Annotated in this window: 19 protein-coding genes, 1 pseudogene and 1 riboswitch; of the genes and pseudogenes, 11 read left to right on the top strand and 9 right to left on the bottom strand. The window is 60.2% G+C overall.

Going from position 1 to position 21,472, the window contains the following annotated elements; genetic code table 11:
- Positions 1–140: 140 nt before the first annotated feature.
- Positions 141–407: a FliM/FliN family flagellar motor switch protein gene (locus ACX3M4_RS02190; protein WP_459356961.1), complete on the bottom strand. Its 267-nt coding sequence runs from the start codon at positions 405–407 to the stop codon at positions 141–143.
- A 97-nt stretch (positions 408–504) separates the two neighbouring features.
- On the opposite strand from ACX3M4_RS02190, the gene lipB reads away from it, so the two are divergent.
- Both lipB and ACX3M4_RS02180 read left to right on the top strand, forming a co-directional pair.
- Complete coding sequence (gene lipB / locus ACX3M4_RS02185) at positions 505–1,212, top strand: lipoyl(octanoyl) transferase LipB (RefSeq protein WP_459356960.1); 708 nt, start codon at positions 505–507, stop codon at positions 1,210–1,212.
- Positions 1,213–1,585: 373 nt separating this feature from the next.
- A pseudogene (locus ACX3M4_RS02180) lies at positions 1,586–3,397 on the top strand (methyl-accepting chemotaxis protein); the annotation flags it as partial.
- A gap of 229 nt (positions 3,398–3,626) precedes the next feature.
- Here ACX3M4_RS02180 and ACX3M4_RS02175 read toward each other — a convergent pair.
- From ACX3M4_RS02175 to ACX3M4_RS02145, 7 genes are all read right to left on the bottom strand, one after another.
- Positions 3,627–4,487 carry an NAD-dependent epimerase/dehydratase family protein gene (locus ACX3M4_RS02175; protein ID WP_459356959.1) on the bottom strand — a complete coding sequence of 287 codons (861 nt, stop codon included), beginning with the start codon at positions 4,485–4,487 and terminating at the stop codon, positions 3,627–3,629.
- On the bottom strand, positions 4,487–5,353 hold the full coding sequence (locus ACX3M4_RS02170; RefSeq protein ID WP_459356958.1) for a glycosyltransferase: 867 nt from the start codon (positions 5,351–5,353) through the stop codon (positions 4,487–4,489). The genes ACX3M4_RS02175 and ACX3M4_RS02170 overlap by 1 nt, the downstream gene beginning before the upstream one ends.
- A gap of 10 nt (positions 5,354–5,363) precedes the next feature.
- Positions 5,364–6,584 (bottom strand): NAD-dependent epimerase/dehydratase family protein, encoded by a 1,221-nt coding sequence (locus ACX3M4_RS02165; protein ID WP_459356957.1) that lies wholly within the window; start codon positions 6,582–6,584, stop codon positions 5,364–5,366.
- A 145-nt stretch (positions 6,585–6,729) separates the two neighbouring features.
- Positions 6,730–7,017: an acylphosphatase gene (locus tag ACX3M4_RS02160; RefSeq protein WP_459356956.1), complete on the bottom strand. Its 288-nt coding sequence runs from the start codon at positions 7,015–7,017 to the stop codon at positions 6,730–6,732.
- A gap of 72 nt (positions 7,018–7,089) precedes the next feature.
- The gene (locus ACX3M4_RS02155) at positions 7,090–7,980 is read right to left on the bottom strand and encodes a DMT family transporter (protein WP_459356955.1); all 891 of its coding nucleotides are present in this window, start codon (positions 7,978–7,980) and stop codon (positions 7,090–7,092) included.
- An 87-nt stretch (positions 7,981–8,067) separates the two neighbouring features.
- Positions 8,068–8,241, bottom strand: a riboswitch (FMN riboswitch).
- Between the two features lie 51 nt (positions 8,242–8,292).
- Positions 8,293–8,943 carry an HAD family hydrolase gene (locus tag ACX3M4_RS02150; RefSeq protein ID WP_459356954.1) on the bottom strand — a complete coding sequence of 217 codons (651 nt, stop codon included), beginning with the start codon at positions 8,941–8,943 and terminating at the stop codon, positions 8,293–8,295.
- A gap of 106 nt (positions 8,944–9,049) precedes the next feature.
- On the bottom strand, positions 9,050–11,062 hold the full coding sequence (locus ACX3M4_RS02145) for an acetyl-CoA carboxylase biotin carboxylase subunit (protein ID WP_459356953.1): 2,013 nt from the start codon (positions 11,060–11,062) through the stop codon (positions 9,050–9,052).
- Between the two features lie 223 nt (positions 11,063–11,285).
- Between ACX3M4_RS02145 and ACX3M4_RS02140 the strand changes: the two genes are divergently transcribed.
- The 3 genes from ACX3M4_RS02140 to ACX3M4_RS02130 all read left to right on the top strand — a co-directional run bounded on the left by ACX3M4_RS02140 (position 11,286) and on the right by ACX3M4_RS02130 (position 12,880).
- On the top strand, positions 11,286–11,762 hold the full coding sequence (locus ACX3M4_RS02140; protein ID WP_459356952.1) for a hypothetical protein: 477 nt from the start codon (positions 11,286–11,288) through the stop codon (positions 11,760–11,762).
- 120 nt (positions 11,763–11,882) lie between these two features.
- Positions 11,883–12,353, top strand: a complete 471-nt coding sequence (locus ACX3M4_RS02135) for a hypothetical protein (protein WP_459356951.1) — start codon at positions 11,883–11,885, stop codon at positions 12,351–12,353.
- 206 nt (positions 12,354–12,559) lie between these two features.
- Entirely contained in the window at positions 12,560–12,880 is a 321-nt protein-coding gene (locus ACX3M4_RS02130; RefSeq protein ID WP_459356950.1) for a hypothetical protein, read from the top strand.
- A 95-nt stretch (positions 12,881–12,975) separates the two neighbouring features.
- Here the strand turns inward: ACX3M4_RS02130 and ACX3M4_RS02125 are convergent, their stop codons facing one another.
- Complete coding sequence (locus ACX3M4_RS02125) at positions 12,976–14,508, bottom strand: acyl-CoA carboxylase subunit beta (RefSeq protein WP_459356949.1); 1,533 nt, start codon at positions 14,506–14,508, stop codon at positions 12,976–12,978.
- Between the two features lie 279 nt (positions 14,509–14,787).
- Between ACX3M4_RS02125 and ACX3M4_RS02120 the strand changes: the two genes are divergently transcribed.
- From ACX3M4_RS02120 to mgtE, 6 genes are all read left to right on the top strand, one after another.
- Positions 14,788–15,792 (top strand): hypothetical protein, encoded by a 1,005-nt coding sequence (locus tag ACX3M4_RS02120; RefSeq protein ID WP_459356948.1) that lies wholly within the window; start codon positions 14,788–14,790, stop codon positions 15,790–15,792.
- A 109-nt stretch (positions 15,793–15,901) separates the two neighbouring features.
- Positions 15,902–17,326 carry a circularly permuted type 2 ATP-grasp protein gene (locus ACX3M4_RS02115; protein WP_459356947.1) on the top strand — a complete coding sequence of 475 codons (1,425 nt, stop codon included), beginning with the start codon at positions 15,902–15,904 and terminating at the stop codon, positions 17,324–17,326.
- A gap of 9 nt (positions 17,327–17,335) precedes the next feature.
- Positions 17,336–18,286 (top strand): alpha-E domain-containing protein, encoded by a 951-nt coding sequence (locus tag ACX3M4_RS02110; protein ID WP_459356946.1) that lies wholly within the window; start codon positions 17,336–17,338, stop codon positions 18,284–18,286.
- A 28-nt stretch (positions 18,287–18,314) separates the two neighbouring features.
- A complete protein-coding gene (locus ACX3M4_RS02105; RefSeq protein ID WP_459356945.1) occupies positions 18,315–19,139 on the top strand; it encodes a transglutaminase family protein in 825 nt (274 codons plus the stop codon).
- A 72-nt stretch (positions 19,140–19,211) separates the two neighbouring features.
- Positions 19,212–19,943, top strand: coding sequence for a peptidase (locus ACX3M4_RS02100; RefSeq protein ID WP_459356944.1), 732 nt, complete (start codon positions 19,212–19,214; stop codon positions 19,941–19,943).
- Between the two features lie 89 nt (positions 19,944–20,032).
- Positions 20,033–21,457 (top strand): magnesium transporter, encoded by a 1,425-nt coding sequence (mgtE, locus tag ACX3M4_RS02095; protein ID WP_459356943.1) that lies wholly within the window; start codon positions 20,033–20,035, stop codon positions 21,455–21,457.
- The last annotated feature ends 15 nt before the right edge of the window (positions 21,458–21,472 follow it).

The following is a 21,472-nucleotide window of genomic DNA, read 5'->3' as shown; positions in this document are numbered from 1 at the left end:
ATTCGATTGTTCCCGGCGCCTATCAGCGTCGAGGCGCCCCATGTAGCAAAGGAAATTTGGGGGCGCAAGAGGCCTTTTTGCAATAATTCACAGGGAGGCGATTTTTCTTTGCCGGGTTGGCTTTAGCGCAGGAAAAACGGCTAGAGCGGCCCCTCGGTGCGCATCGGCCGGGCTTCTGGCGGACGCATCAGGACTTCCGTGATAGAGATGCCGATCCGCTCGCCCAGAAGCACCACCTGCCCCTTGGCGACAAGAGTGTTGTTGGCGTAGATCTTCACGTCGTCGTCTTCGGAGACATCGAGGTCGATCACCGCACCACGGCCCATGCGCAGCAGCTGATGCACGGGCATTTCGTTCTCGCCGAGCACGACGGAAATATCGACTTTGATATCATCAAAGGTGGTCATGAGACGCCTTGATCCTTAAATAGGGCGAACACCCGCCAGCGCTTAACCATACCACGTCCCGGCCCGCCAGCTCAAAAAACAAAGAAGTGTCATCCACATGTCACCCGCCGAAAGAGACTCGCTTTCCTTGAGATTCCTGCCGGAAACCGGCTCTCCTCCGGTCGAATGGCGGATTTCGGACAATCTCGTCTGCTATGAGACGGCGCTTGCCGAAATGGACCAGCGGGTCGAGAGAATCATTGCAGGTGAAGCGGACGAGCTGGTCTGGCTGCTGGAACACCCGCCGCTCTATACCGCCGGCACCAGCGCCAGGGACGACGATCTCGTCGCTCCCGACCGCTTTCCGGTCCACCGCACCGGCCGCGGCGGCCAGCACACCTATCATGGACCGGGCCAGCGGGTTGCCTATGTCATGCTCGACCTGAAACGGCGCCAGCAGGACGTGCGCGCCTTTGTGTCGGCGCTTGAAGCCTGGCTGATCGCATCACTCTGGCACTATCACATCCGAGGCGAGCGCCGTGAAGACCGGGTGGGTGTGTGGGTGCGCCGGCCGGATCGCGGCGTCGCGGTGGAGGACAAGATCGCCGCCATCGGCATCCGCCTGCGCAAATGGGTCACGTTCCACGGCATCAGCTTCAACGTGGAGCCTGAACTGGAGCATTTTTCCGGCATTGTCCCCTGCGGCATCACGGAGCATGGCGTCACCAGCCTCGTCGATCTCGGCATTCCGGTCACGATGGCAGAGAACGACAGCGTGCTTCGGGCGGAGTTCGAGAAGATCTTCGGCCCAACAATTGCGCCCTGAACGGCACATTCCGCAACTGCGCCACACGCACCCTCCTTGATTGAAATTTCCGACCAAAACAACCTGCAAGAAATTCATTGCGAATTTTGCGCATTGACGCACTCGGTATCGGCAAAACTCCGTTTTTATTTCGAAATTTGCGCTGCGAACGCCACCGCATTTAGTGTTCCTTCATTCAGTTGCGCCAATAGAGAAGCAAATACCGTCACCGTTGGGATGTAAGTTCGTGACCCAGGCTCTCTCCATTCGTTCGCGCAAAAGCGTGATTACCAAGATCCTTCTGGCTGCCGCCGGTGTGATCGTTCTGATTTTCGCAGGCTTCGGCCTCTTCAACGACACGCTGCAGCGCAACGCCAAAACCGACGAAGTCCGCGATTACATGACCGGCGTCGGCAGGTCGGAAGTCAATATCGTCCGCAACTGGTTTGAAGCCCGCCTGCTCCTGATGGAGGAAACCGCGGAGCGCGTCGCCCTGCAGCAGGACGTGACCCCGGACTTCTTCAACCTGAAGACCCTGACCGGCAATTTCAGCGCCACCTATTACGGCGTCGAGAAGGACGGCGCTTTCAACATGTGGCCGCAGGCGGACCTGCCGAAGGATTATGATCCGCGCAAGCGCCCCTGGTACAAGGACGCGGTCGCCAAGGGCGGCTCGGTGATTACAGCCCCCTATCAGGACGCCTCCAGCGGCAACCTGATCGTGACCGCGGCAACGCCGGTGAAGATCGGCGGCGCACTGTCGGGTGTCGTCGGCGGCGACTTCGATATCACCACGCTTGCCAACATGCTGGCCGATTCCGACATGGGCGGCCTCGGTTATGTCTTCGTGGCCGATTCCAAGGGCACCATCTTGGTGCATCCGGATGGCGAAATGATCTCCAAACCGCTCAGCGAGCTCTTCCCGCACAACGCCGTCAAGGTGAGCGCGGAACCGCAATATGCATCCAGCGCCAATGGCGAACGGATCGTGCAGTTCGTGCCGGTAACAGGCCTGCCCGCCGACTGGCAGATCGGCCTCTCCGTCGACCGTGATGCTGCCTTCGCCAGCCTGACCAGCTTCCGCTATTCGGCGATCATCGCCACTGTCATCGCAACTGTGCTGATGCTCGCGATCCTCGGCACGCTCTTCCAGGCCCTGCTTGCCCGTCCGCTCGCCTCCGTCACCGGCTCCATGGCGGCGATCGCTGAAGGCGACCTCGACACGCCCGTCCAGGGTCTGGATCGCAACGACGAAATCGGCTCGATCGCCAATGCGGTCGAGGTTTTCAAGACCAACGGCAAGGAACAGCGCCGGCTGGAAGCCGAACGCGCCACAGAGCAGGAAGCCAAGCAGCGCCGGGCGGCGACCGTCGACCAGTTGCTCGGTGGTTTCAACCAGGAAATCCGGACCGTCCTGGAGACCGTCTCCGCCGCGACGGATGAACTTGAGCGCACCGCGCGCGAACTGGCGGAAACGTCGGAGAAGAGCTCCACGGATGCGGAATCGGCTGCCCGGACCACCGGCGACACCGCCACCAATGTCCGCTCCGTTGCCGCGGCTTCCGAAGAGCTGACTTCCTCCATCGCCGAGATTGCCCGCCGCGTTGAGGAACAGGCCGGCATTTCGGAACGTGCATCGAATGCGGCCGCCCAGACCGATCATACTGTGCAGAGCCTGGTCGCTACTACGGACCGCATCAGCCAGATCGTCAGCCTGATCAACGATATCGCCGCCCAGACCAACCTGCTTGCGCTCAACGCCACCATCGAGGCTGCACGCGCAGGCGAAGCCGGCAAGGGCTTTGCAGTCGTGGCGTCGGAAGTGAAGTCGCTCGCCAACCAGACGGCCCAGGCGACGGAAGAAATCGCGACCCAGATCCAGGCGATGCAGTCGGTTTCCAAGGAGGCGGCCGATGCCATCAAGGACATCGCCAACGTCATCGGCGACATGTCCGAGATTTCCAAGGACATCTCCGTTTCCGTCGAACAGCAGAGCCTGGCGACCAACGAGATTTCGCGCAACGTCAACGAGGTTTCGACCGGGACCGACGCGATTTCCGAGACCATCATCCAGGTCTCCAGCGGTGCCCAGTCGACCGGCCGCAACGCTGCAGACGTTCTGTCGACGGCCGAATCCCTGACCTCGCAGTCCTCAAGCCTGAAATCCAAGGTCGAGAGATTCTTCAACGAAATCCGCGCCGCTTAAGCTGCCGGACGAGAAGAAAAGGCGGGCCAATCGGCCCGCCTTTTTTGTTTGAATGAAACCCCACACCTCACCGCCGTCATCCCGGCCAAGCGAAGCGCGAGCCGGGACCGGGGAGCCATGTGCGACAGAAGCAGCAATTTTATGGAGAGCTCCTGGGCTCACCGGTCCCGGGTCTTCGCTGCGCTCCGCCCGGGATGACGGTGGGAAGGCGTGGGGTAGCAAACGAAGTTCATGAAAGCGGAGACCGCAGAAACATCCTGAGTTTCTCCCATCCACCCGGCATCCATCCAAGCCCCCGCAACGGGTCCGTCGCCATCTCACCCGGCGTCGTCTCAGCCGCCTCCGGCAGTTCCAGATCCAGACCTCGCTCCAGCGAATAGAGCCGCAGCAACTCCCGACGGTCGATCAGGATATCGGAGACATTGAAGACCTGGAACGGCTCGGTACTTGCGTTCTTCAGCACAAGCGCAACGGCCGAGGCGAGATCTTCGCCATGCACTTCCGTTCCTTTCCGGGCTGCACTCGGCTTGCCTTGCTCGAAATCCTGGAAGAGGCCGGACCACTTGTGTTCCGCCAAACCCGGCGGCACGCCATAAATGCCAGTTGCCCGCAGGGACGTCCCCCGAAAGCTTTCTGAACACAGCGCCTTGAGGCCCTCCTCGCCTGCCAGCTTCACCTCGCCATAAAGCGTGTCCGGTTCCGGCGGATCGGTTTCACGTAGCACCTCGCCACCCCGATGATCGCCATAAACGGCCCGGCTGGACAGAAAGACCACATGCCGGCACCTCGCAGCCCGAGCTGCCTGGAACAAGTGCAGCGTGCCCTCCACGTTGAGGGCCTTGAACCGGCCCGGATCCTCCCCCTCGCCGCCCCGGAATTTTCCAGGTTCATGCATCAAAGCACAGTGGACCAGGGCATCGGCCGACGGAAGCGATGGCGCTGGATCAGCAAGGTCGTATTGCCGAAAGGGTGCCTTGAAACCTTCAACCGGCTTCCTGCCCAGAACCGTGACCTTGCATCCGTCGCTGAGCAGTCGCGCCAGAATGAAACGTCCGACGGTTCCGCTCGCGCCTGTCAGAAGTACATGCATCAGGACGCCTGCCGGGCGGCCCAGTCCGTCGGTCCGGGCAGATCCGAGATGACGTCAGGAATGCCCTCACCGCTGGCAAAGGCCTGCCAGAGATCGATCAACGGCCGCAGGCGGTCGGCCTTGTCGTTGTCGCTTTGCCAGGGTTTTTCATACTGGTAATGCAGAACATGGATCTCTTTCCAGTCCCAGAGATCCGGCAGATTGAACCAGACATATTGCAGCATGTTGTAGAAGACCGGCAGGCCATGCCAGTCGGGGAAGTAGCTTTCCAGGAAAGTCTGGTCCGTGCGCCGCCAGAAGACGTCGGGCCGATCCAGCTTTGCCAGCATCGCCTGATAAGTGTCTTCGCTCGGCCGCGCGGTGAAAACGCCGCTGTTGAGGCGATGAAAGTCCTGCAGGCTCTCATAGACATTGGGCGCGGCGCAGAACTCGGGATAGGCGAACAGCTTGTCGCAATTCTTCAGCACCAGAGCGTCGGCATCGATGAAGACCACGCGGTCGTAGTCTGACAACTGCCACAGCCGCAGCTTGACGAAATTGTCCAGCGGCGTGTGGAACACCGGTTTGCCTCCCTTGGTGAAGGGGGCTGCCGTGTGCAGCCGGCCGCGTTCGTGGCGCTCGTTGAATCTGTCGGAAGTCGGCAGGCGCTCGCATTTGCCGAGCCGCGGCGCGAATGCCGCAAGCATTTTCAGGTCTTCCTCGTCGACACCGGGCGTGAAGAGCACCACAAGATCGGCTTGCGTATCCGTGCGCCGGAGCGAGCGCAAAAGCGCGCTCGCCCCCAGCACATAATCCCGGTTGGACACCAGTGTCACATAGGCAGTGCTGGCCGCGGGCGCCCTGTCGAACTCGGGTGCGTCGTGCATGTTACCTGCCTCAGGAGACGGATTTCAGCCGCGGATGCTCCGGATCGCGCTCGATCTCGCCGGCGATCTCCTTCGTCCAGGCTGAGACGGCCGGAACGCGGCTGCGGTCCACCCGGTAGGAATAGGTCTTGGCGACATCCACCACCTCGGAAAGGAGACCGTCTTCCAGGGTGATCGGATTGAGGCCCAGCTCCAGCAACTGCTTGTTCTCGACGACCAGATCGTTCTCGGCCGCTTCCTTGCGCGGGTTCGGAAGGTAGGCGACCTTGGCGCCGGTGAGCCTGGCAATCAATTCGGCCAGATCCCGCACCCGGTGCGTTTCCGTCATCTGGTTGAAGACCTTAACCCGGTCGCCTTTCTTCGGCGCGTTTTTCAGGGCCAGCTCGATGCAGCGCACCGAATCCTGAATGTGGATGAAGGCGCGGGTCTGTCCGCCGGTACCATGCACAGTCAGCGGATAGCCAATCGCCGCCTGGATCAGGAAGCGGTTCAGAACCGTGCCATAGTCGCCGTCATAGTCGAAGCGGTTGATCAGCTGCTTGTGGCGCAGCGTCTGCTCCGTATGGGTGCCCCAGACGATGCCCTGATGCAGGTCGGTAATCCGCAGTCCGTCATTCTTGGCGTAGAACTGGAAGAGCAGCTGATCCAGGCACTTGGTCATGTGGTAGATCGAACCGGGATTGGCTGGATAGAGGATTTCCTGCGCCGCCTTGCCGCCACTGAGCGTTTCCACATCGACGGAGAGATACCCCTCCGGGATCGCCGCCCCCACGCTGGAATAGCCATAGACGCCCATGGTGCCGAGATGAACGAGATGCGCATCGAGGTCGAGATCGACCATGGCGTTCAGCAGGTGGTGGGTGGCATTGACGTTGTTGTTGACCGTGTAATTCTTGTGCTGGTCCGATTTCATCGAATAGGGCGCTGCGCGCTGCTCGGCAAAATGGATGATGGCATCGGGTCTGTGCTCGGCGAGCCAGGACTTGAAGACCTCGTAGTCCCTGGCGATGTCGATCAGGTGGAAGCGGATGGTGTTGCCGGTTTCCTGCTTCCAGATCCGGGTGCGTTCCTGGATCGAATCCATCGGGGTCAGAGACTGGACGCCAAGCTCAGCGTCGATCCACCGGCGGCTCAAGTTGTCGATAATGTGAACTTCGTGCCCCTGATCGGACAGATGCAGGGATGTGGGCCAACCGACAAAACCGTCACCGCCAAGTATCGCAATCTTCACTGAAAATCTCCCGGGTTACGCTGATCGGGAAACGCCGGCGCGCCCCGATTGTTTCATTTGAAAGACCAGATCATTGCGATATTTCCGTGACAACTCAACTTCGAATGTCCGGATTGATATAGAAAAGACAATTCGCGACAGTTGTTTAGACGGTGTCGCGGACTTCAAAGGCACCGATTGATGGCGTGACCGGCTCCAGATCGCGAACCATATTGACGCGCGCGAGCGACGGTCCGTGCCAGAGTGCATCGAGCATGTCGACGACCGTATCGGAGGGTCCGGAAAAGACAGCCTCGACACCACCGGAGGTGAGATTGCGTACCCAGCCGGAGAGCTCCCTCGCCTCCGCCTCACCGGCGCACCAGGCCCGATAGCCAACGCCCTGGACCCGGCCTTCGATCAGCACATGCACGGTCAATGGATCGGCGGTCATCAGGTTCTCCCGGTTCGCGGCACTGCAAAAGCTTATGCCAAGTTGCCGGGTTCGCAAATGCCCGTATCTGTCTCAGGCTGTGGACACTTCGGCACCGCGTTTGCGTTCGTCCAGCATCACCATGAGCGAAGCACCGACAATCACCAGTGCGCCAGGCCAAAAGGCACCGGACGGAGCGAAACCGAAAGCAAAGAATCCGACGGCAATGTTCAGCGGCAGCTTCAGGTGATCGAACGGCTGGACAAACGCGGCATCCGCCATCTGATAGGCAAGCGTCAGCAGATAATTGGCAAGCACGGTCATCGCGCCTGCCCCCACAAGCAGCCACAGTGCAGGCCCGGACGGAAAGATGCCGCCCTCCCCCAATGCCAGCGCGGCATTGACCGGCGTCAGCAGCAACAGCAGATAGACCGTGATCGAATCGGCGTCTTCAGTGGCGGTGAGCTTCTTCGTCACCAGCGATGTTCCCGCCCAGAAGGCCGCTGCCCCGACCGGCAGAAGCGCGGCCCAGCTGAAAGCCTCAGTCCAGGGCTCCAGGATCACCATGCCGCCGGAAAAGCCGGCAAGCGTCGCCATCCAGCGCACCCAGCCAACCCTTTCGCGGAAGAACAGCTTCGCGCCGATAATCACGAAAAACGGCGAGGTCATCACCAGGGCGATCGCCTGCCAGATTTCGACCTTGGAAAGACCGGCCACCCACATCTGGATGCCGATCACGGCAAGTCCGCCGCGCGCAAGATGCCAGCCGATCTGGTTGGTCTTCAGCGCCGAGAGGCCGCGCCGGAGCACAAATGGCAGTCCGACGGCAAGACCCAGCGCATATTGCCAGAAAGCGGCTGAGGTGGAGGGCACGCCCAGCTGCATGGTGGACGCCTGCAGTGCGCCGTTCACGAGCGCAAATGATGCCCCTGCCCCGATCATGGCAAGTGCGGCAAGAAGAGAATTTCTGGAACTTGAAGACATGGTGTGCCCTTTCTGCGGTCCGTTCCGTTTCACGCCAGAACAGTCTCAAAAGACACACGTCTGCCGGTCCCTTGCAGGAAACCGCAGCCAAGTTCTCTCTCATCCGGACTTTCGGGTGCCATCAATTGATGCCACCTCAACCGTCGGCTCCGGCATTTCACCGGATCTGCTGACCTCCGGACTTCGCGTCCAGAGCGCTCGCGGGCTCCAGGTCTCCCTGATACCGCCGGTGGGGAAATTCACCCCGCCCCGAGAACTGTTCTCAAGACAGGTATTTACGCCGGCCAACGCAGGTAGACAACGGGAAATCGCCTACTTTTTCAGTAATACTGAAATATCTGACGGCATCTCCGCGATCAGGACAGGCTTCTCCGCTGCAAGTTCCTCGCGGCTGCCATAGCCCCACAGGACGCCGATGCCGGCGACACTGTTGGCATTTGCACCGATGAGGTCGTGCTTGCGGTCGCCAATCATGATGGTTTCAGACGCAGAAATCTCTTCTTTTGCGAGGATATAAGCGATCAGCTCCGCCTTGGCCGAACGCGTCCCGTCGAGTTCTGCGCCATAGACCTTGCCGAAATAAGGCATCAAGCCGAAATGCTCGACGATGCGCCCGGCATAGGCATGAGGCTTTGATGTGCAGACATGTAGCTTCAGACCCGCACTGGTGAGGTCCGCGAGAAGGTCCGGAATGCCGTCGATCAGGCTGTTTTCAAAAAGTCCCGTGACCGTATAGCGCTCGCGGTAAAAAGCGACCGCGCGGTCCAGCTCCGCCTTGTCCTCCGTCCCCAGCAGGACCCGGAAACTTTCCCAGAGCGGCGGGCCGATGCACCAGCGCATGGTTGAAGTCTCGGACACCTCGGCCCCCATCTTTTCCAGCGCGTACTGAATCGATCGGGTAATGCCCTCGAAGGGGTCCGTCAGGGTGCCATCCAGATCGAACAGGACAGTCGAAATCGCCATGAGACCTCACGGAGCAATTGAAATTGAAAAACCCGCGACCTTGAGGTCGCGGGCCGTTGCATATCGGCTGCCGCCGACAGGTGTCAATCAGTGCCTGTTCCGGAAATCAGGAAAACTCCATGATGACAGCGTCGACGGCAAGGCTGTCGCCCGGTGCGGCCTTGATGGCAGTGACCGTGCAGTCGCGTTCGGCGCGCAGCACGTTTTCCATCTTCATCGCCTCGACCACGGCAAGCTGTTCGCCCGCCTTGACTTCCTGCCCTTCGGCAACGGCGATGGAAACCACGAGCCCCGGCATCGGGCAGAGCAGCATCTTTGATGTATCCGGCGGCAGCTTTTCCGGCATCAGTTCGTCCAGTTCGGCGATGCGCGGCGTCATCACGCGGGCGATCACCGAGAAGCCTTGCCAGTCGAGGCGGTAACCGCCCTTCACCGGCCGCACCTGAACCGTCACGTCACGTCCACCGACCTTGCCGGACCAGAGCGGATCGCCCGGCGCCCAATCGGATTCCACATTCATCACCGGGCCATCACCGATCGCGACATCCAGTTCCACCGGCGTTCCCGGATAGCCGGCAGCCAGCCGGATCGGAACATAGGTCTTGTCCAGCTTCACCACCCAGTTTTCGCGGACGGCGCCGGAATGAGGCCGGAGGCGGCCAGGCAGATGATCGAGACGTTCGCGCTGCAACGCGCCCATGGAAAGCGAGACGGCCGCCAGCACGCCATAGGCTGCCTCATCCGGGACTGCCGGTGAAAAGCCGTCCGGATATTCGTCCGCAATGAAGCTGGTGGCGAGTTCTCCGGAGCGCCAGCGGGGATGGTTCATAAGCGCCGTCAGGAACGGGACATTGTGCTGGATGCCGTCGACATAGAAGGCATCGAGAGCCGAACTCATCGCGTCGATAGCTTCCGCGCGTGTCGGCGCGTGGGTGATCAGCTTGGCGATCATCGGGTCGTAGAACATGGAAATTTCCGAGCCTTCGACCACGCCGGTGTCATTGCGGATGGTGACGCCGCCGGATGCCGCTTCCTCCGGCGGCCGGTAGCGCACCAGGCGGCCGATCGAGGGAAGGAAACTGCGGTAGGGATCTTCCGCATAGATGCGGCTTTCGACCGCCCAACCGTTCAGCTTGACGTCCGCCTGGCTCATCTCAAGTTTTTCGCCGGCGGCAACGCGGATCATCTGCTCAACGAGATCGACACCGGTGATCAGTTCCGTGACAGGGTGTTCGACCTGCAGGCGGGTATTCATTTCCAGGAAGTAGAAGCTTTTGTCCTGACCGGCGACGAATTCCACCGTGCCAGCGCTGTCATAGTCGACAGCCTTGGCGAGAGCGACGGCCTGCTCGCCCATCTTGCGGCGGGTTTCTTCGTCCAGCAGCGGAGACGGCGCTTCCTCGATGACCTTCTGGTTGCGCCGCTGAATGGAACATTCGCGCTCGCCGAGATAAATCGCATTGCCGTGCTTGTCGCCCAGGACCTGAATTTCGATGTGCCGCGGGTTTTCGATGAACTTCTCGATAAAGACCCGGTCGTCGCCGAAAGAGGACGCCGCCTCCGACTTGGAGCGGGCATAGCCGTCCCGAGTTTCCGCGTCGTTCCAGGCAATACGCATGCCTTTGCCGCCGCCACCTGCGGAAGCCTTGATCATCACCGGGTAGCCGATCTCGCCGGCAATCTCGACTGCCTGGTCCGGGCTCTCGATGACGCCGAGGTACCCCGGAACGGTGCTGACCTTGGCTTCGTTGGCGAATTTCTTGGATTCGATCTTGTCACCCATGGCCTCGATGGCGCGGGAGTTCGGACCTATCCAGACGATCCCCTCCTTCGCCAGCGCCGCAGGAAAGCTCGCCCGCTCGGACAGGAAGCCATACCCCGGATGCACGGCCTCGGCGCCGGTCGCCTTGCAGGCCGCGATGATCTTGTCCGCGACGAGGTAGGACTCAGCCGCCGCCGCCGGCCCGATATGGACCGCTTCATCGGCCATTTCCACATGCAGCGCGTCGCGGTCGGCGTCGGAATAGACCGCTACGGTCTTGATACCCATGCGGCGCGCTGTCTTGATGACGCGGCAGGCAATCTCACCCCGATTGGCGACTAGAATTTTCGAGAACATGAATTTCCACCCAGCTGGATCGTTTCCCATTTTGTAGGCCCCGCCATCAGGCCGCGCAACTTATCCAAAGGGCGAGACGTGTCATTGCCAACGAAAAGATCTGCCCAATTGCAGGCTTCTGAATTTCAGCAATGCAAATGGTGTCGGTTTGAAGTCGGACCCGTTTATCTGATTGTTAACAAAACTATTGCAGAAATTACCAAGGCAAGAAGGATTCATCCTTATGAAAAGTCGCCTTGGCGCAGCAATGCTCGCGGGACTGATACTTTCCGGGACAGCCACCGCCGATACGATCGGCAAGTGGAACCGTGGAGATGTCGATGGCTTTACACGCTATTGGACCACCAACAGCGACGGCGCGAGCTTTGTCATCTGGTGCCATCCGCAGCGCAAGATCAACGGCACGTTGCTGCATGTGGAGATCGGCGGCAAAACACCCAAGCCCAACACCCGTATCAAGCTGATCATGGACCGGGAGATCCTGGAACTTCCGATCAACGACCATGGGTATGTCGACAGCGGCTGCCCGACCTGTTCCGACAGTTTCGGTTACGTCTGGCACAAATTGCGCTCCTCGCACACGCTGGCGGTGAAATATCAGGACAACAGCTACGCCGGGTTCTCCCTGCGCGGCGCCCAGGAAATCATTCCCGGACCCGTTTGCCCAACCGACTGGCAGAAGAGCCATCCGCGCTCGTGATGAGGAGTGCGACAGCTCATGCTGCCACGATGAGGCGAACTCAATTTCGCCATCTTGATTAAGCCTGCATTAACAAACACCCTGTAAATTTCATCATTGATGAATTGCGGAACCGATCCGATGCGCCTTACCGTATTTACCGCCCTGATCTTGCCTATGTTGATGCCGGTCGCAGCTTTGGCGGCAGACCCGGGCAGATGGCACAGTGATAAGGCACACGGCTATGAACGCTATTGGACGGAAAGCCGCTCAGGTGCTCGTTTCACCATCTGGTGTCCGCCAAGCCATCGGGCGCAAGATGCTTTGATCAGTATCGACATCAAGGGCCGCCGCCCCGATCCGGATACTCTCGTGCGGATCGAGCTTGACCACACGCTCATCAAATTTCGGGCTGGCTCAGACGGCTTCATCCACAATGACTGCAATGCTTGCGCCGATAATCTCACCTACTTCTGGCACCGGATGCGCTCGTCGGTGAAATTCGCCGTCCAGTTCGAGGACAGGCGCTACGCCGGCTTTTCCCTGCGCGGCGTCAGGAACATTACGCCTCATGCAGTCTGTTCCAGCCAGGTCGCACAGAGCCTCCAGTAGAACGGCACCCCGGCTTCCTGACGCCAGGTATCCTGAAATCAGTCCGGCGCGTGTCGGGCGTCACAGTTCCGCGGCCGCATTGGGTGCATAGTCCAGCTGATGTCACCCGCAACGCTTTCCCTTGCGCGTTTCATGGCGCATTCTGGAGAGGTCCGGGGTACTGCGGGGTGTGAGCCCCAACAACACCTGAATGTCAGGAGACCAACATGCGGAAAAATCATCTGCTCACCGCAGCATTTGTGTTTGCAGGCATCGTTGCAAGTGGTGCGGCCGAAGCCTCCAACAGACCCGACCTGCGCAAGATGACCTGCGCCCAGGCCCAGAATCTGGTGCGACAACACGGTGCGGTCGTGTTTACGACCGGCCAGTACACCTATTCCATGTTTGTCTCGAACATGAGTTATTGCGACTACAATCAGGTTCTCTTCACACAATACGGTCAAACGCGGGATGCCCGCCGGTGCCCTGTCGCCTTCGAATGCAAGGAACCTCTGTTTCCGCGCGGCGGTTTCAACCGTTGGGATTGAACTCGAAAATCAGCGTTGGCGCCTACCGTTGCAAACAAGGCCGGCGACCGATAACGCCGTCCTGCCGGCCAGAACTGCATAAAGCGGCTTGAAGCCTAGAGCGGAATGTTATCGTGTTTCTTCCACGGCATGTCCGCCTGCTTGGAGCGCAGCAGCGCCAGTGCCTTCGTGACACGGCGGCGGGTCGAGTGCGGCCGGATGACGTCATCGATATACCCGCGCTCTGCCGCCACGAACGGATTTGCGAACCTGTCTTCGTAGTCCTTGGTGCGCTTGGCGATCTTCTCCTTGTCGGACAGTTCCGAGCGATAGAGGATCTCGACAGCGCCCTTGGCTCCCATCACGGCGATTTCCGCCGACGGCCAGGCATAGTTGATGTCGCCACGGATATGCTTGGAACTCATCACGTCATAGGCTCCGCCATAGGCCTTGCGGGTGATCACGGTGATCTTCGGAACAGTCGCCTCGGCATAGGCAAACAGCAGCTTCGCCCCATGCTTGATGAGACCGCCATATTCCTGCGAGGTGCCCGGCAGGAAACCCGGAACGTCGACGAAGGTCACGATCGGAATGCCGAAACAGTCGCAGAAACGCACGAACCGTGCCGCCTTGCGGCTGGCATCTGAATCCAGAACGCCGGCCAGTACCATCGGCTGGTTGGCGACGATCCCGACCGTGCGGCCCTCCATTCGGCCGAAACCGGTCAGGATATTCCCGGCAAAACTGCCCTGGATCTCGAAGAAATCGCCCTCGTCCAGCGTTTTCAGGACAAGTTCCTTCATGTCATAGGGCTTGTTCGGGTTGTCCGGAATAAGTGTGTCCAGGCTGGTGTCGATCCGTTCCGGATCGTCGAAATTGGTCAGCTCCGGCAGATCCGCCCGGTTGTTCATCGGCAGAAAGTCGATCAGCCGGCGCATTTCCTGCAAGGCTTCGACATCGTTATCGAAGGCGCCGTCCGCGATGGACGATTTGGTGGTGTGGATCGAAGCCCCGCCGAGCTGCTCGGCGGTCACGGTCTCGTTGGTGACGGTCTTCACCACATCCGGGCCGGTGACGAACATGTAGGAGGTGTCACGCACCATGAAGATGAAATCGGTCATGGCAGGAGAATAGACGTCCCCTCCTGCACAAGGTCCCATGATCAGGGAGATCTGCGGAATGACACCGGAAGCCAGCACGTTGCGCTGGAAAACCTCGCCATACCCGCCCAGCGCCGCGACGCCTTCCTGGATGCGGGCACCACCAGCATCAAACAGGCCGATGATCGGTGCGCGGTTCTGCAGCGCCATGTCCTGCAGCTTGGTGATCTTTTCGGCATGTGTTTCGGAAAGCGAACCACCGAAGACGGTGAAGTCCTTGGAAAAGACATAGACCGTCCGGCCGTTGACCGTGCCCCAGCCGGTGACGACGCCATCACCTGGTATATGCTGTTCGTCCATGCCGAAGTCGGTGCAGCGGTGCTGCTTGAACATGTCGAATTCTTCAAAGGAGCCTTCATCCAGCAGGATCTCGATCCGCTCGCGTGCCGTCAGCTTGCCCTTGGCGTGCTGGGCATCGATGCGCCTCTGCCCGCCGCCCAGCCGAGCCGTGTCGCGGCGCTTTTCCAATTCGGCCAGAACTTCTTTCATCGGGACCTCCCAAAAAATCTCTTGGACCACGGCCTACCATGATGCCCCTTGAGCGCCTAGTCAGCACATGGGCTTATGGGGGGACACCAATAGGCAGCGGACTCAGATTTCCAAACGGAAATCTATGATCTGCAACACAGTTCCCATCGGAATTTCACATTAGTATTGCCCAATGAGCATACTTGGCTTTCCGATCCATGCCGCAACGTAATATGCTCGGGTGATCATCAAGCCAATTGTATAAATCGAAGTTCCGAATTGCCGGCTGGGAGGTTTGAAATGACGTTATATAGTCCCGACACCACTTGGATGGCTCTGCTTGGTGGAGGTTTTTCCGGATCCATTCTCGCCGGAGGCAGTGTGTTCCAGTTCGATCTCTGGAACATGGGAACCAAGCGCCTGCCCGTCCAGGTTCTGGTGACAGGCAAGAGAGCCGGTGTCATGGCGGAAGTCGGTACGGCAATGGCAATCCTGCTCGTAACAGGTTGCCGCACGGACACGGAAATGGACGGCATTACCTCTTCCGGCATCGACTGGGAGTTTTCCTTTGGCGGCGATGCGGACGCAGCCGTCAAGACCGGAGCCAAGCTCTTCAAGGAAGTGATGAAAGCGGCCGGAAAGAAATCCGGCGAATGGGCCCTGAACGAAAGCGGCAAGCGGCTGGCCCAGTATATTGTCGGCGACCTCGGCGTCGTCCAGCCCGGGCGGCAGTTCAACCTGCTTCCCACCCCCGTCTCCCTCTCCGCAGGTGCCGGCATCTTCTACGAGTGGCAGACGCTGCATGTGCTCGACGGCAAGATCGGCTGGAACTACATCTCGCCCAAATACGCGGTCGAGAACCGGTCGGGCGGGATCTACATGCGCATGAAGGACATTCCGATGAAGGATGGCTCGACCGTGCATCTCGGCTTCGGTGTCGACGAATGGCTGTCGATCGATCCGAACATTCGTTGGGCACAAACCCCATCCGGACCCCGAGTCGGCCGCAGCAATCTGCACATCGAATGTGCAGTCTATAGCGGCGAGCTGTACCAGAGCCATAACCAGAACACCGAGCCGGGAATAAATCTCAGCCAATTGCAACCCGCAGGACGCAGTGAAGCCGGCATGCTTACCGTGACTGAAACGAAGGAAGTTCAGAAAAACGGCAAGCTTACGATTTATCCGCGGATCTTCGAGTTCACCAACTATCCCTACTGGTCCGCGGACGACACGATGACCGTTCACGTTGACGCCAAAGGCCGCTTCACCAAGGTGGACGGAACGTCGGGATACCGCGACTAAAGACGGATACGCCCAAAGACTAGGCACGTCCGCCGTGACATTGCTCTTTGACACCTTTCAGAAATTTGCCATGATTGCTCACAAAGGTAGCATAGGCGAAGGGGAGGCAATGTCGGACGCACGCACTTTCTTCAATGAAATGCTCGACGAGGCTGGGAAGCCTCGCCAGGCATATGCCCGGCTCGCCAAATGGCTTGACGACAAGCCCCCCAACTTCCTGTCCAAGAAAAGCCGGGACGCGGAAACGATTTTCCGCCGCCTCGGCATTACCTTCGCGGTCTATGGCGCTGAAGAAGCCACCGAACGGCTCATTCCCTTCGACCCGATCCCGCGCATCATTTCCGCAGCCGAATGGCGGCGCCTCTCCGCCGGCATCGACCAGCGGGTGCGCGCACTCAACGCTTTCCTGCACGATATATACCACCGCCAGGAAATCCTGAGGGCCGGCCGCATCCCGGCCGATCTGATTCTCCAGAACGAGGCCTTCCTTCCGGAAATGGCCGGCTTCACCCCGGCCCGCAAGGTCTATGCCCATATCATCGGTACAGACCTCGTGCGCGTTTCGGAGAACGAGTTCTACGTGCTGGAGGACAACACCCGCACACCGTCCGGCGTCTCCTACATGCTGGAGAACCGGGAAACGATGATGCGGCTCTTCCCGGAGCTGTTCCAGACGCATCATGTGGCAGCCGTGGAGCAATATCCGGAAAGCCTGCTGCAGACACTCGAGAGCGTCGCCCCGGACCCGTCCAAGTCGGAACAGACAATTGTCGTGCTGACGCCGGGCATCTACAATTCGGCTTACTTCGAGCATGCCTTCCTGGCCGACTCCATGGGTGTGGAACTGGTTGAAGGCCGCGATCTCTTCGTCGATGCCGGCCATGTCTACATGCGCACGACGCGTGAACCCAAGCGCGTCGACGTCATCTACCGGCGCATCGACGATGCCTTCCTGGATCCCCTCACCTTCAATCCGGACAGCATGCTGGGTGTGCCGGGCATCTTCGATGCCTACCGGGCCGGCAATGTCACCATCTGCAACGCGCCGGGCACCGGCATTGCCGACGACAAGGCCATCTACGCCTATGTGCCGGACATCATCGAGTTCTATACCGGTCAGAAGCCGATCCTGAACAATGTTCCGACCTGGAATTGCTCGCGCAAGGACGACCTTGCCTACGTGCTCGACAATCTGGAAGATATCGTCGTCAAGGAAGTGCATGGCTCAGGCGGCTACGGCATGCTGATCGGACCGACCGCGTCCAAGCGCGAAATTGCCGAGTTCCGCAAGGTGCTTGAAACGAATCCTTCCAACTACATCGCCCAGCCGACCCTGGCGCTCTCGGCCTGCCCGACACATGTGGCCTCCGGTGTGGCCCCGCGCCATGTCGACCTGCGCCCCTATGTGCTGATCGGCGATCAGGTGCGCATCACCCCAGGTGGCCTCACCCGGGTCGCGCTCAAGAAAGGCTCCCTCGTCGTCAATTCCAGCCAGGGCGGCGGCACCAAGGACACCTGGGTACTCGAGGACTGAGAGAACCATATGCTCGGAAGAACCGCCTCTTCTCTGTTCTGGATGTCGCGCTATTTCGAGCGCGCCCAGAATGTTTCCCGCCTTCTGGAAGTTGCCTGCCGGGGTGCCATCATCTCCCATTCCGGCCAGGAGGACGGTACGCACTGGACCTTTGCGCTGACCTGCTCGGGATGCGAAAACGATTTCCAGAAAAGATTCGACGAACTGAACGCCCGGAACCTGACGAACTTCCTGGTCTTTTCCAAGGACAACCCGTCGAGCATCCGCAATTGCCTGGAACTCGGCCGCAACAATGCCCGGGCCGTGCGCACCGGCATCACCGCCGAACTCTGGGAAGCCATCAACACCACCTGGATCGAGTTCACGGATGTCAATCCGCAGTCCGTGACCCAGGAAAAACTTCCCGACTTCCTGGCCTTTGTGAACCAGCGGGCGCATCTCTTCCGCGGCGCGCTCCTCAATACCATCCTGCGCGACGACGGCTATTTCTTCAGCCAGATGGGCAATTTCGTCGAACGGGCGGACAACACTGCCCGCATTCTCGACACGCATTACTGGACGCTGTTGCCTGACAACGACATTGTCGAAGACGGCTCGATCGACCGCTACCAGTGGTCGGCGATCCTGCGCGCACTCTCCGGCCGCCGCAGCTACCGCTTCGCCTATCCGAACGCCCGGTTGAAGGCCTTCAATATCGCCGAGTTCCTGATCCTGAGAACGGAAATGCCTCGTTCGCTCGCCCATTGCTACGACTGGATGGCCGAAACGGCCGAAGATCTCGCTCAGTTTTATGGCTCGCGCGAGCCCAGTCTCGACATGGCTGCCGATATCGCCCGCGACCTGGCCGAAAAACAGATGGACGAGATCTACCAGCAGGGCCTGCATGACTTCCTGACGGAATTCATCGGCAAGAACAACCTGTTCGCCCATCAGCTGTGCGAAGACTACAATTTCGCCTGATCCTGGAACCCCGCTCAACCGGTGACGCATGCGACTGACTGTCAAACACACAACCCGCTACCGCTACGAAACACCACTGGCAAACGCCATGCAGCAGTTGCGGCTCACACCAGAAGACGGTCCGGCGCAGAAGGTCGTCAACTGGTCGATCGACGCGCCCGGCATCGAACGCGCGACCACCTATCACGATGCTTTCGGCAACCAGGTGCACATGGTTTCGCGCAGCGAGCCTATCGAGGATGTGGAAATCGTCGCCACCGGCGTTGTTGATACAATCGACACCAGCGGCGTTCTTGGCCACGAACCCGATGCCGGTGCACCGACACGCATCTACACGCGCGTAACCCCGCTGACCCAGTCCAACCAGGCCATCCGCAAACTGGCCACCTTGGCAGAGGACCACGACAAGATTGCCGGCTTCCATGCTCTGATGCATGCCATCCGAGACAAGGTCGACTACAAGGTCGGCGTGACGGAAACCCATGCGCCGGCAGCAGCGGTCCTCGCTGCGGGCGAAGGCGTCTGCCAGGATCATGCCCATATATTCATTGCCGCGGCCCGCTCGATCGGTGTACCGGCGCGCTATGTCTCCGGCTATCTGCTGCTGGAAGACGAGCAGGCCTCGGAGGCCCATCACGCCTGGGCCGAGGTCTTCATAAACGGCCTCGGCTGGACAGCGTTCGACATATCCAACGCAATGTGCCCGACCGACCGATATATCCGCTTGACGGTTGGCCTCGATTCCCGTTCTGCTGCCCCGATCAGGGGGATCCGCTTCGGCGGGCTTGAGGAAAATCTGCAGGTTGAGGTGGATGTCGTCCAGGCGGCGTTTCAGCAGCAGCAACAGCAGTAGGATCCCGTCCGGGCGCCGCGAACAGCGCTTCCCTCCGGCAACCGTGTAAGCAGCAGCCTGAAGGGTTGGGGAATGACCTATTGCGTCGGCATCAAACTGGACCGCGGGCTTGTCTTCGCCGCGGACACGCGCACCAATGCCGGTGTCGACAACATATCGACCTTCAAGAAGCTTCATGTCTGGGAAGAACACGGTGAGCGGGTGATTACCCTCCTCTCCGCAGGCAACCTCGCTGTCACCCAGGCCGTGGTTTCTCTTCTGAGTGAGCATATCCATTCCGCCGAAAACGACCGTGCAACCCTGATGACGGCCAAGACCATGTTTCAGGTTGCCCGTCTCGTCGGCAGCGCGGTGCGCGAGGTCAAGGCGATCGACGGCGAGGCCTTGGCTGCCAGCGCCGAGAATTTCTTCGTCACCTTCATTCTCGGCGGTCAGATCAAGGGCGAGGCTCCGCGCCTCTTCCAGGTCTATGCGGCCGGCAATTTCATCGAGGTCGGCGACGACACGCCCTACCTGCAGATTGGCGAACACAAGTACGGCAAGCCGATTCTGGACCGGGTCACCCGTGCCGACATGCGTCTCGGAGAAGCGGCCAAGCTGGTTCTGCTCTCCTTCGACAGCACGCTGCGGTCCAATCTGTCGGTCGGCATGCCCATCGACATGCTGCTCTACAATACGGACACGTTCTCCACCTCACGCCAGGTCCGTATTCAGCAGGACGATCCCTATTTCCAGAAGCTGTCCCACGGCTGGTCCGACAAGCTGCGCCAGGCCTTTGCCGATATTGAAGAATTCGAGGTCTAGCGACCTTTCTGACGTGGTGCGACGCTGTCAGGCAACCGTCACATTCGGCCGGTAGAAGCGGTCCGGTGGCTTCCGGAAAGTGAGATCCCATGAGCAATCCCAGCGCCTCTGCCGAGCTCGACACCGTGACCTGGACCCGCGAACCGGCACAGGAACCGCTGGAAATCAATGATGGTGCCCTGAAGGCCGTGCGTGACATGATCCGCGACGGCCGCCGCAATCAGCTTGTGGAACTGCTGAAGCGTTGGGACCCGGTCGACGTCATGCAGCTCTTGACGCGGCTGCGGCTGAAACACGCCCGCAAGCTGTTCCAGTGGCTGCCGGCCAATCCGTCCATCAAGGTCATCGCGGAACTCCGGCCGGAATTCCGGTCCATCCTGATGGAGGAATCGACCCTCGAGCAGTTCCGCGACATTCTCGCCGGCCTCGATCCGGAAGACGCCACGGAAATCCTCAACGAATTCCCGGACGACGTCGCCGACGAACTGATCGCGCGGCTTCCCGATGTGGAAGACATCGCCACGCTCGGCTCGTATGCGGATGACACCGCAGGCCGGGTCATGGCGCGCAAATTCGTTGCCCTTCCGGAAGATTGCACCGCCGGCGAAGCCGTCACCCAGATGCGCGAAGAAGCGAGCCGCATCCGCAAGGTCTTCACCGTTTATGTCACCGACGCCGGCGGCAGGCTGACCGGGACAGTGGAAGTCGGCAAGTTGCTGCTTGCACCCGCCGATGCGCCGCTTTCGAGCATCATGAACCGGGACGTCATTGCCGTTTCCGCAGATACGGACCAGGAAGAAGTGCTGCGTCTTGCTCGCAAGCGTGACATGCGCACTGTGCCGGTCGTCAGTGGAGAGGGGCATCTGATCGGTCGCATCACGCCGAAACAGCTGACCCGTATCGCTTCGGACGAGGCCAACGAGGACATGCTGCTGATGAGCGGCGTCTCGGCGGAGGCGCGTTCGGACGACACGGTGTTCAGGATCGTCAAGGGCCGCCTGCCCTGGCTTCTGGCCGGCCTTGTCGGCGCCAGCGTCGCGGCGACCGTCGTCGGCTCCTATGAGGACCAGTTGGCGGAAGCCGCCATCCTCGCCGCCTTCATTCCAGTGACGATGTCCATGGCCGGCAACGCCGGCCTGCAGGCCTCGGCCGTTGCCGTCCAGGGGCTCGCGACCGGCGCGCTCTGGTCGGGCGATATCCTCTACCGGCTGATGAAGGAACTCCTTGCCGCACTCTTCAACGGCGCCATCGCCGGCACGATCCTGGGTGCATTGGTGCTGCTCGCGTCCCTCGTCGTACCGCTGGAAGCGCCAATGAAACTGGCGCTCGCCACTTCCCTCTCGCTGCTATGCGTCACCACACTCGCCGCCATGGTCGGTGCCACCGTGCCCATTCTCCTCGACAAGATCGGGATCGATCCCGCCATGGCCATCGGCGTCTTCATCACTTCCTCCAATGACGTCCTGGGCGTGCTCATCTTCTTCCTGATGGCAACGACGTTCTATCTGGGGTGAAGGTGGCTTTGGAAG

This window comes from Roseibium sp. M-1, assembly GCF_054515675.1.
Note: the sequence above shows the minus strand (reverse complement) of the source record. Positions and strands in the feature narration are given on the sequence as shown.

Coding starts and splice junctions, on each gene's coding strand:
- ACX3M4_RS02190 (WP_459356961.1), bottom strand. CDS start 407: ATGACCACCTTTGATGATATCAAAGTCGATATTTCCGTCGTGCTCGGC.
- lipB (WP_459356960.1), top strand. CDS start 505: ATGTCACCCGCCGAAAGAGACTCGCTTTCCTTGAGATTCCTGCCGGAA.
- ACX3M4_RS02175 (WP_459356959.1), bottom strand. CDS start 4,487: ATGCATGTACTTCTGACAGGCGCGAGCGGAACCGTCGGACGTTTCATT.
- ACX3M4_RS02170 (WP_459356958.1), bottom strand. CDS start 5,353: ATGCACGACGCACCCGAGTTCGACAGGGCGCCCGCGGCCAGCACTGCC.
- ACX3M4_RS02160 (WP_459356956.1), bottom strand. CDS start 7,017: ATGACCGCCGATCCATTGACCGTGCATGTGCTGATCGAAGGCCGGGTC.
- ACX3M4_RS02155 (WP_459356955.1), bottom strand. CDS start 7,980: ATGTCTTCAAGTTCCAGAAATTCTCTTCTTGCCGCACTTGCCATGATC.
- ACX3M4_RS02150 (WP_459356954.1), bottom strand. CDS start 8,943: ATGGCGATTTCGACTGTCCTGTTCGATCTGGATGGCACCCTGACGGAC.
- ACX3M4_RS02145 (WP_459356953.1), bottom strand. CDS start 11,062: ATGTTCTCGAAAATTCTAGTCGCCAATCGGGGTGAGATTGCCTGCCGC.
- ACX3M4_RS02140 (WP_459356952.1), top strand. CDS start 11,286: ATGAAAAGTCGCCTTGGCGCAGCAATGCTCGCGGGACTGATACTTTCC.
- ACX3M4_RS02135 (WP_459356951.1), top strand. CDS start 11,883: ATGCGCCTTACCGTATTTACCGCCCTGATCTTGCCTATGTTGATGCCG.
- ACX3M4_RS02130 (WP_459356950.1), top strand. CDS start 12,560: ATGCGGAAAAATCATCTGCTCACCGCAGCATTTGTGTTTGCAGGCATC.
- ACX3M4_RS02125 (WP_459356949.1), bottom strand. CDS start 14,508: ATGAAAGAAGTTCTGGCCGAATTGGAAAAGCGCCGCGACACGGCTCGG.
- ACX3M4_RS02120 (WP_459356948.1), top strand. CDS start 14,788: ATGACGTTATATAGTCCCGACACCACTTGGATGGCTCTGCTTGGTGGA.
- ACX3M4_RS02115 (WP_459356947.1), top strand. CDS start 15,902: ATGTCGGACGCACGCACTTTCTTCAATGAAATGCTCGACGAGGCTGGG.
- ACX3M4_RS02110 (WP_459356946.1), top strand. CDS start 17,336: ATGCTCGGAAGAACCGCCTCTTCTCTGTTCTGGATGTCGCGCTATTTC.
- ACX3M4_RS02105 (WP_459356945.1), top strand. CDS start 18,315: ATGCGACTGACTGTCAAACACACAACCCGCTACCGCTACGAAACACCA.
- ACX3M4_RS02100 (WP_459356944.1), top strand. CDS start 19,212: ATGACCTATTGCGTCGGCATCAAACTGGACCGCGGGCTTGTCTTCGCC.
- mgtE (WP_459356943.1), top strand. CDS start 20,033: ATGAGCAATCCCAGCGCCTCTGCCGAGCTCGACACCGTGACCTGGACC.